The sequence below is a fragment of the Caldibacillus thermoamylovorans genome (genome assembly GCF_000751775.1).
In the GTDB taxonomy this organism is placed as follows: domain Bacteria; phylum Bacillota; class Bacilli; order Bacillales; family Caldibacillaceae; genus Caldifermentibacillus; species Caldifermentibacillus hisashii.
The window spans coordinates 1-7212 of the sequence record NZ_CCRF01000053.1 but is presented as its reverse complement, the minus strand read 5'-3'; the positions used below and the strand labels follow the sequence as shown (position 1 = coordinate 7212).

At 36.6% G+C, this 7212-nt stretch carries 5 protein-coding genes; 4 read left to right on the top strand and 1 reads right to left on the bottom strand.

Features of this window, described 5'->3' with window-relative positions; all coding sequences use genetic code 11:
- Window positions 1-146: 146 nt before the first annotated feature.
- Window positions 147-1406, bottom strand: a complete 1260-nt coding sequence (locus tag BT1A1_RS09030; RefSeq protein ID WP_034770321.1) for an MDR family MFS transporter — start codon at window positions 1404-1406, stop codon at window positions 147-149.
- Window positions 1407-1503: 97 nt separating this feature from the next.
- Between BT1A1_RS09030 and BT1A1_RS09025 the strand changes: the two genes are divergently transcribed.
- From BT1A1_RS09025 to BT1A1_RS09010, 4 genes are all read left to right on the top strand, one after another.
- Window positions 1504-3156, top strand: a complete 1653-nt coding sequence (locus BT1A1_RS09025) for an ABC transporter substrate-binding protein (RefSeq protein WP_034770319.1) — start codon at window positions 1504-1506, stop codon at window positions 3154-3156.
- Window positions 3157-3561: 405 nt separating this feature from the next.
- On the top strand, window positions 3562-4329 hold the full coding sequence (gene aroD, locus BT1A1_RS09020; RefSeq protein ID WP_034770317.1) for a type I 3-dehydroquinate dehydratase: 768 nt from the start codon (window positions 3562-3564) through the stop codon (window positions 4327-4329).
- A 118-nt stretch (window positions 4330-4447) separates the two neighbouring features.
- Window positions 4448-5863 (top strand): hypothetical protein, encoded by a 1416-nt coding sequence (locus BT1A1_RS09015; protein ID WP_034770315.1) that lies wholly within the window; start codon window positions 4448-4450, stop codon window positions 5861-5863.
- A gap of 30 nt (window positions 5864-5893) precedes the next feature.
- A complete protein-coding gene (locus BT1A1_RS09010) occupies window positions 5894-6916 on the top strand; it encodes a homoserine dehydrogenase (RefSeq protein WP_034770313.1) in 1023 nt (340 codons plus the stop codon).
- Window positions 6917-7212: the final 296 nt, after the last annotated feature.

Here is a 7212-nt window from a genome sequence, read left to right as displayed (position 1 = left end):
CGCATAAGTGCACAAGGAAAGCTTCGCGGGATTACATCGCAGCCGAAAAAATTTTATATTTTTTCGGTGAACTAACGGCTCTGCTCTCGCCTAAAGGCTCGGACGCCTGAGTTTTCTTTAAAAAGAAAAAATGAATTCATTTATCTTTAACCCTTTGTGTTCTTGTTCACAGCTGGTACTTTTTGCAGTACAGGTTTTCCGGCAAACAATCCCGTATACATCAGCAAAATTCCCATCATGATAATCACACCGATATAAACCGACATCATCGACGGAACCAAGAATGCTCCAATAATAATGGTTGAACGGGCGATTAAATCAGCCCCACTAAAAGAGACATTTGAAAAAGCGGAGTATGACCCGCGTTTATCATCCGGAATCATGTTCGATTGCTCGGTCTTTCGAATTGGTGAGTAAATCAGTTCGCCAACTGTTGCAATAAAATTAAATAAGACTAACAGATACCAAATGTTTGCCGAAGTGACCGTCACATAGCCAATCCCATAAAGCAAAAGTCCAACCAATAAACCTTTTTGCTTGCTGAAATGATTAACCATTCGATTTATAAAAAATGTCAAAAACACAACCAGCAATGTATTTTCGATATTGAGAATACTCAACATGCGAACCCCGTCAACCGTAAAACCGCCAAAATCAATCGGCTCAAATTCATTTGCTAACCGGACACCAATATAACTGCTCATCGAAAATTCTGCAGCAAAAATGAACATTGATCCGACTACCACTTTGACAAAAGGAGCATCCTTAATGGCAACTTTGTAATTGCTTAATACATCAAGAATAACATTATTATGCTGCTTTTTTAATTGCTTTACAGAAACATCTTGAAGCCACAACCAATAGGCAACAGGCAAACAAGATGATGTAAAAGTGAGAACGGCAAACAATTCGATTTGATGATTTACATAAAACATGCCGCCAAGAGCCGTCCCAATCGCCAGAGATAAATTGACTAGCCAATAATCAATCACATACACTGATTTTCGATTCTCGGGTGTTGTTGAATCAATTATGATTGCCTCCATTGCCGGACTCCCGAGCCGTGACACAACAATAAAAATAATATAACTAACTGCAAACAACCCAATCAACCGGTCACTTGGGAGTAAACTCAACGTCATCAAAAGGAACGTCATCGCACTTAAAGAAGAAGTAATCAGTAATACCTTTTTACGCGGAAAACGATCAGAAATATATCCCCCAATCAAGTTCACAATGAAACTAATAAAAACGGTCACAATTAAAAATGAACCGGCCCAAATTTTTCCTTTTTCTTGGGCAAAAAATAAGGCCATAAAGGGCATTACGGATGAGGAAACGGTTCGATTAAGAAATGAGGTAATTAATCGGACTTTAATATTTTGCGGATATTCGTGCCATTTCATTTGGAAGACCCCCTTATGTTTAGTATATTAAAATAGACATATATAAAAATAAATAGACAATATTAAATATTTTTGTCTACTTTTAGGTGGGAACAAAATGAATGAGTATTTATTTACACTATGGAAATCTGTTGAATCAGGGCCGGTTCGAGTAGAGGATATGGCACAAATTTTACATTTAAGTCCAAAACAAACGGCTCGCTATATAAAAACATGGGAAAGGGAAGGTTGGCTTTCATTTACATCAGGACGTGGTCGCGGGAATGTATCGAAATTAACATGGTTGAAAAATGTTGAAGAAGTTTATGAACAAGAGTTAACTACAATGATTGAAGAGGAGCCGATTGAAAAAAGTAGCAAATATTTATTGATGGATTGGTCTCAGGAGCGAAAAACAAGGTTACTAAACCATTTTCAATCAAAGTTCGGATTCAAACAAACTGTCTATGAAATCGATCAACTCATCATTCCCCGCAAATATCCATTTCATTCTCTTCACCCGTTGGATGCCGTCCATGTACACCTGGCAAATTTGGTGGCAACGGTCTATAACCGGTTAGTGGCCATCGATGAAAGGGGAGTAGTGGAACCGGAAATTGCCCATAGTTGGAATATGACGCCAACAAGGCTTAGACTTTATTTAAAAAAAGATGTGAAATTTCATGACGGGTCTATTTTAACGGCGAATGATATTGTTCACTGTTTAGAGAACATGAGAAAACAACCTCAATATGCGAACCTTTGGCAACCGGTTGAACGAATTCGTGCCGTAACACCGCTTGTCATCGATATTGATACACCGAATGGTTGCAGCTATACCCTTCAGCTGTTAGGAACAATCATTGCCAGCATTTATAAAGAAACGGATCATGGATTAGTTGGAACAGGTCCTTTTTATGTTGCTGAAAATAGTGAGGTGAAAACAAAATTAATCGCTTTTAAAGAACATTTTCAGGAACGGCCGCTCCTTGATGAAATTGAATTTATCCAAGTACCGAAAGATTATGATTTCATCTATACTTCTAATTCGAAAAAAGAGCCCGAGTCTACATTTGTCTTTAAAAGTCATTCCGGATTCGGTGTCGTTATAATGAACGCCTGTCGAAAGTCGGATATAAGCCGGCAAGAGGTACGCGATTACATTCATTCGGTTATTGCGGGGCACCGCCATGAAGTAACTGGTGTATATGAAAAAATGGTCCCCAATCATACGAGCTGTCTATCACGTAAGAAAGAGCCATACCCAATTCCCAAGGTAGAGAGACCTCATTTTCACGCACCACTGATTCTTATGCAACGGAAATGGAATGAACCGATGACAAACTGGTTGAAAGAGATTTTGGAAGAGGCAGGGGTTCCAATTGAAGTAAAGTGGCTGACCTTTGAAGAATCAATATATGAAAATACGAAACAGGAAGAAGTGGATCTCTATATTCATGGAGAAATTTTTGAAATGAACGAAACCTTTTCTTTTTATTATTTTTTAAAAAACGGGTATTCGCCACTTTCCAATATTTTGAACAATGATCCTGAATTTAAAAAACATATGGATATGTATATTCAGACGCCGTTTGAAAAGTGGGGTGAGCTTCATGAATTAATGGAAAAAATGTTAATAGAAAAGTCGATTATGATTCCACTGTATCATCAAAAGAAGGAAATTCCATTTTCAAATGATATCATGAATATCCAGATGAAGCATTTTGGCTATGTAGATTTTTCAAAGCTTTGGGTCCGTCCGGAAATATAATTCATGTAGATACGGTTGTATTACCTAACTTTTGAAGGTTTTCACAAATATAAATCATCCAGATTTGAAATGAAGAGGACATTATGTCAATAAGCTGAAAAAGTAACTCTTTTTCGGTGTTACTAATGGACGATTTCTTACATTAAGTAGAGACACAATTTTTCATTTTCACATTTTTAAAATTTTCTAATTATGGTAAACTAGTTATATATTGTCATTAGAATTTCCAAAAATATTACACTAGATACCGTAATATTTTTTACTTATTGACAGATCATGTTGTGATTAGACATTGCTTTTTGAGGTCAACCTTAAATTTTTTAAAACATACCATGAACTTATAATATTTTGTGGCTTATCAATAGATACTTAATTATAGTTTGAATATGGTATTGGGGGAAGTAAATGAAAATGTTAAAAATAAAAGATGTTGAAATTGGCGAGGGAATCCCAAAAGTAATTATTCCGCTGATGGGAACAACGGATCAAGAATTACTTGAAGAATTGGAAGAAATTAAAGATTTAAAACCTGATATCGTTGAATGGCGTGCAGATGCTTATTCAAAAGTTGAAGATTTAACAGCAATACAAAGTCTACTTGAAAAGATGAGTTCCAAACTGTTAAATATTCCGCTCATTTTTACGTTCCGTACGCATACAGAGGGTGGGATGAAAGAAATTGCCGAAGACTATTATTTGAAACTATTAAAAACCGTTATCCAAACAAAAAAAGCAGATCTTGTCGATATTGAACTTTTCACCGGTGAAACAATTATAAAAGAATTTGTGGCTTTGGCTGAAGAAAATGGAGTTTATATTATTATTTCAAACCATGATTTCCAGCAAACGCCTGCTAAAGATGAAATTATTTATCGGCTTGAGACAATGCAATTGCTTGGTGGTCATATTTCAAAAATCGCCGTCATGCCGAAAAATGTTCAAGATATTCTTACCTTATTAGATGCAACGATTACGATGAAAAATAAGGATAGAGACCATCCGCTCATTACAATGGCCATGGGTCCCCTTGGGTTGATCAGTCGTTTATCCGGAGAACTGTTCGGCTCAGCTTGTACATTTGGAGCCGGAAGAACCGCTTCGGCTCCGGGGCAAATTCCTGCCGATGATTTAAGAAACGTATTGAACATTTTTCATAAATATTTTGAAACATGAAGTGAAGACTGCTATCGTTCATGGAGCCAAGTTTCAAAAAATGATGAACAATTTTTTTAAAAAATCCGGAGACGAAAAGGACTTATGATAAATAATAAAAAACGGGGAGGGAACAGAGGTGAATTTAAAATTCCAACAACAAATAAATGAAAAATCAATTGAACAGCGAAAAAAACAAAAAGAACTAATAAAGGAAAAATTGTTGAAACACGAAGGATTGTTAAAGCAAAAGCAGGTGACTCCCTCCCCGCAATCGAATTTTGACGAACAAAGAGAAGAAATCTTACGGAAGAAGAAAAAAGAATATAAACTTCTTCACAAAAAACTAAAACAAAAACAGCAAGATAACAACGAATTGAAATTAAAACTGCACAAGGCAGAAATAGAAATTTTCCAATTAAAAGAGAAAAATTGGCAGCTGAAACAGCAAATGATTGAACTTCAAAAAACGAATCAGGAACTTCAAAAACAATATGATAAACTAATTTCAGATCAGGAAAGCAAGGTGCAGCCGGAGTACGAATCGAAAAATTTGGACAAGGGGACGAAACAAGATCAAAAGATTGCAAAAAAACTGTTAAAGTTATCCAATCAAGTTAAGAAATTAAAAGAATCCAACTATACACTTCGTCAAAAATTAAACAATTATGATGCCATCACCGAAGAACAATATGGTACCTTAAAACAAGAGTTAGTCAAATTGCAAAGAGAAGTGCAAAAGTATAAAAATATGGAAAGGCAATTACATAAAAATCCGATGACAATCATGAAATACATTTGCCAAAATATGTCGGATGAACATATCCCTGAAATTTTGAACTTGCTGGAAGGCTATATTTCCGCGGAAAATTTGGATTATTTTTTTCGCGGACAAAATAATGTGTTTTATCTCATGATGAGACGAGTAGATTTGATTAAACACCAACTCGAAAAACGGAATGAACAATATCATTTAGGAAAGACCATCCATAGTAATCAATGGGAACGGCTTGGTTACTTGGATAGGACTGAAAATGGTTGTTTTTTTGTCGACCTGACTGAAGGGGATGATATACAACGTTTTGATGTAAAAAATATAGAATGCGGTGAAGAAGTCCAAAGTGACCAACCGGTGAAAGCAAGAGTGCAAGAAGAATATGCAATTATAACGGAATGTTATCCATTCGAATATCCGGAACCTGTTAAAAAACCCCCCTTATCGGTTAAAGTAAAACAGAAAGTAAAAGATTATTTATATCTTGGTCCTTTCCGTGTTCTTGTTATTGGGGCCAGGTTCTTGAACGAGTATAAAGATCGACTGGAAAAACATGGGTGTATCGTTGAAATACATAATCCGTATGAAGAAAGTTATGAACTTTTGAAAGGGAAAATCAGTCGGGCAGAGATTATTCTTGTATGTGAACGTCATGTCGCACATAGCGTTTGGGATTACATTGACAAATCGCAACCTTATGTCAGCGTGCTGAAAAAAGACAGTAGAGACTTAATTTCCACTTATACATATTTAACATTAAAAAGATGTGAGCTTATTTAACGAAAGAAAGCATTCAGGAAAGGATTTATCATGGAAAAAAGAATTATCATTACAGGATACGGTGTTGTCGCCAAGGAATTTTGCAAACTATTGTTGAGCCATTCTCAATCAATTAAAAGTATGTACGGTTTCTATCCAAAAGTGACAGGTATTATTGGTAGAAAAGGGATGCTCTATGAAGCAGAAGGGATCTCTTTGGACGAATTGACGAGTTATGGCATTGGATCCGATGCACTTACTCATTATGCCGAGGAAAAAAATATTTTTTTAATTCCTCCAAAATGGAATGGCGATGTTCTTGTTGAATGTACACCAACCAATATTGAGACCGGTGAGCCGGGATTATCGTACATGTTAAATGCCATCGAAGCAGGAATGGCTATTGTTTCTGCTTCAAAAGGGGCGTTTGTTCATTCTTTTAAAAGAATAAAAGAAGCAGCTCGGAAAAAAGGGGTCAGTATGAAATTCAGCGGGGCAACTGCGGCTGCATTGCCGACCATGGATATTGGCGGGTATAGTTTGGCCGGCGCCACAATAACAAGGATTGAAGGAATTTTAAACGGGACTACAAACTTTATTTTGACTACCATGACCGAAAACAACCTCTCATTCGATGAAGCTTTAAAAATTGCTCAATTGAAAGGAATTGCCGAGAGGAACCCGAGTTTAGATGTGAAAGGCTACGATAGTGCATGTAAAATTTTATTACTCACAAACGGGTTATTCGAAACGAGCTTTTCCCTAAACGATGTCCAAATTGAGGGAATTGAACATATCACAAAAGAGAAAATAAATGAAGCACAGGAGAAGAATGAACGAATAAAATTATTGGCCAGTGTCATTTTAAAAAATGAACATCTTTCACTTGAGGTAAGACCAAGAACCATTCAGCCATCCAATCCTTTGTATTATGTAAATGGAACCAATAAAGGAATCGTTTTTGAAACGGAAGAAATGGACACTATTTGTGTAACAGGCGGTGCATCACACCCGAGAGGAGCAGCCGCAGCAGTATTAAAAGACGTCATAAATTTATATCGGAGAGAATTGTAATTTATAGGTAACGTGAAGAGTGTCCTTTGAACGTCGTAAATGGGACATGGGTAACTCTCTATTTTTTGACGAGACGGATTTTCGTCAGCGTTTTGCGGCGAGGAATGCACATTTTTGACGACGAGACCGAATCTCGTCACCGATTTGCGTTGAGGAATGTACATTTTTGACGACGAGACTGAATCTCGTCACCATTTTTCGGTGAGGAATGCCCATTTTTGACGACGAGACTGAATCTCGTCACTATTTTTCATTGAGGACAGCACATTTTTGACGACGAGACCGAATCTCGTCAC

What these genes read in the sequence shown, in the direction of transcription:
- aroD (WP_034770317.1), top strand. Translation starts at nt 3,562, where the DNA reads ATGAAAATGTTAAAAATAAAAGATGTTGAAATTGGCGAGGGAATCCCA.
- BT1A1_RS09030 (WP_034770321.1), bottom strand. Translation starts at nt 1,406, where the DNA reads ATGAAATGGCACGAATATCCGCAAAATATTAAAGTCCGATTAATTACC.
- BT1A1_RS09025 (WP_034770319.1), top strand. Translation starts at nt 1,504, where the DNA reads ATGAATGAGTATTTATTTACACTATGGAAATCTGTTGAATCAGGGCCG.
- BT1A1_RS09010 (WP_034770313.1), top strand. Translation starts at nt 5,894, where the DNA reads ATGGAAAAAAGAATTATCATTACAGGATACGGTGTTGTCGCCAAGGAA.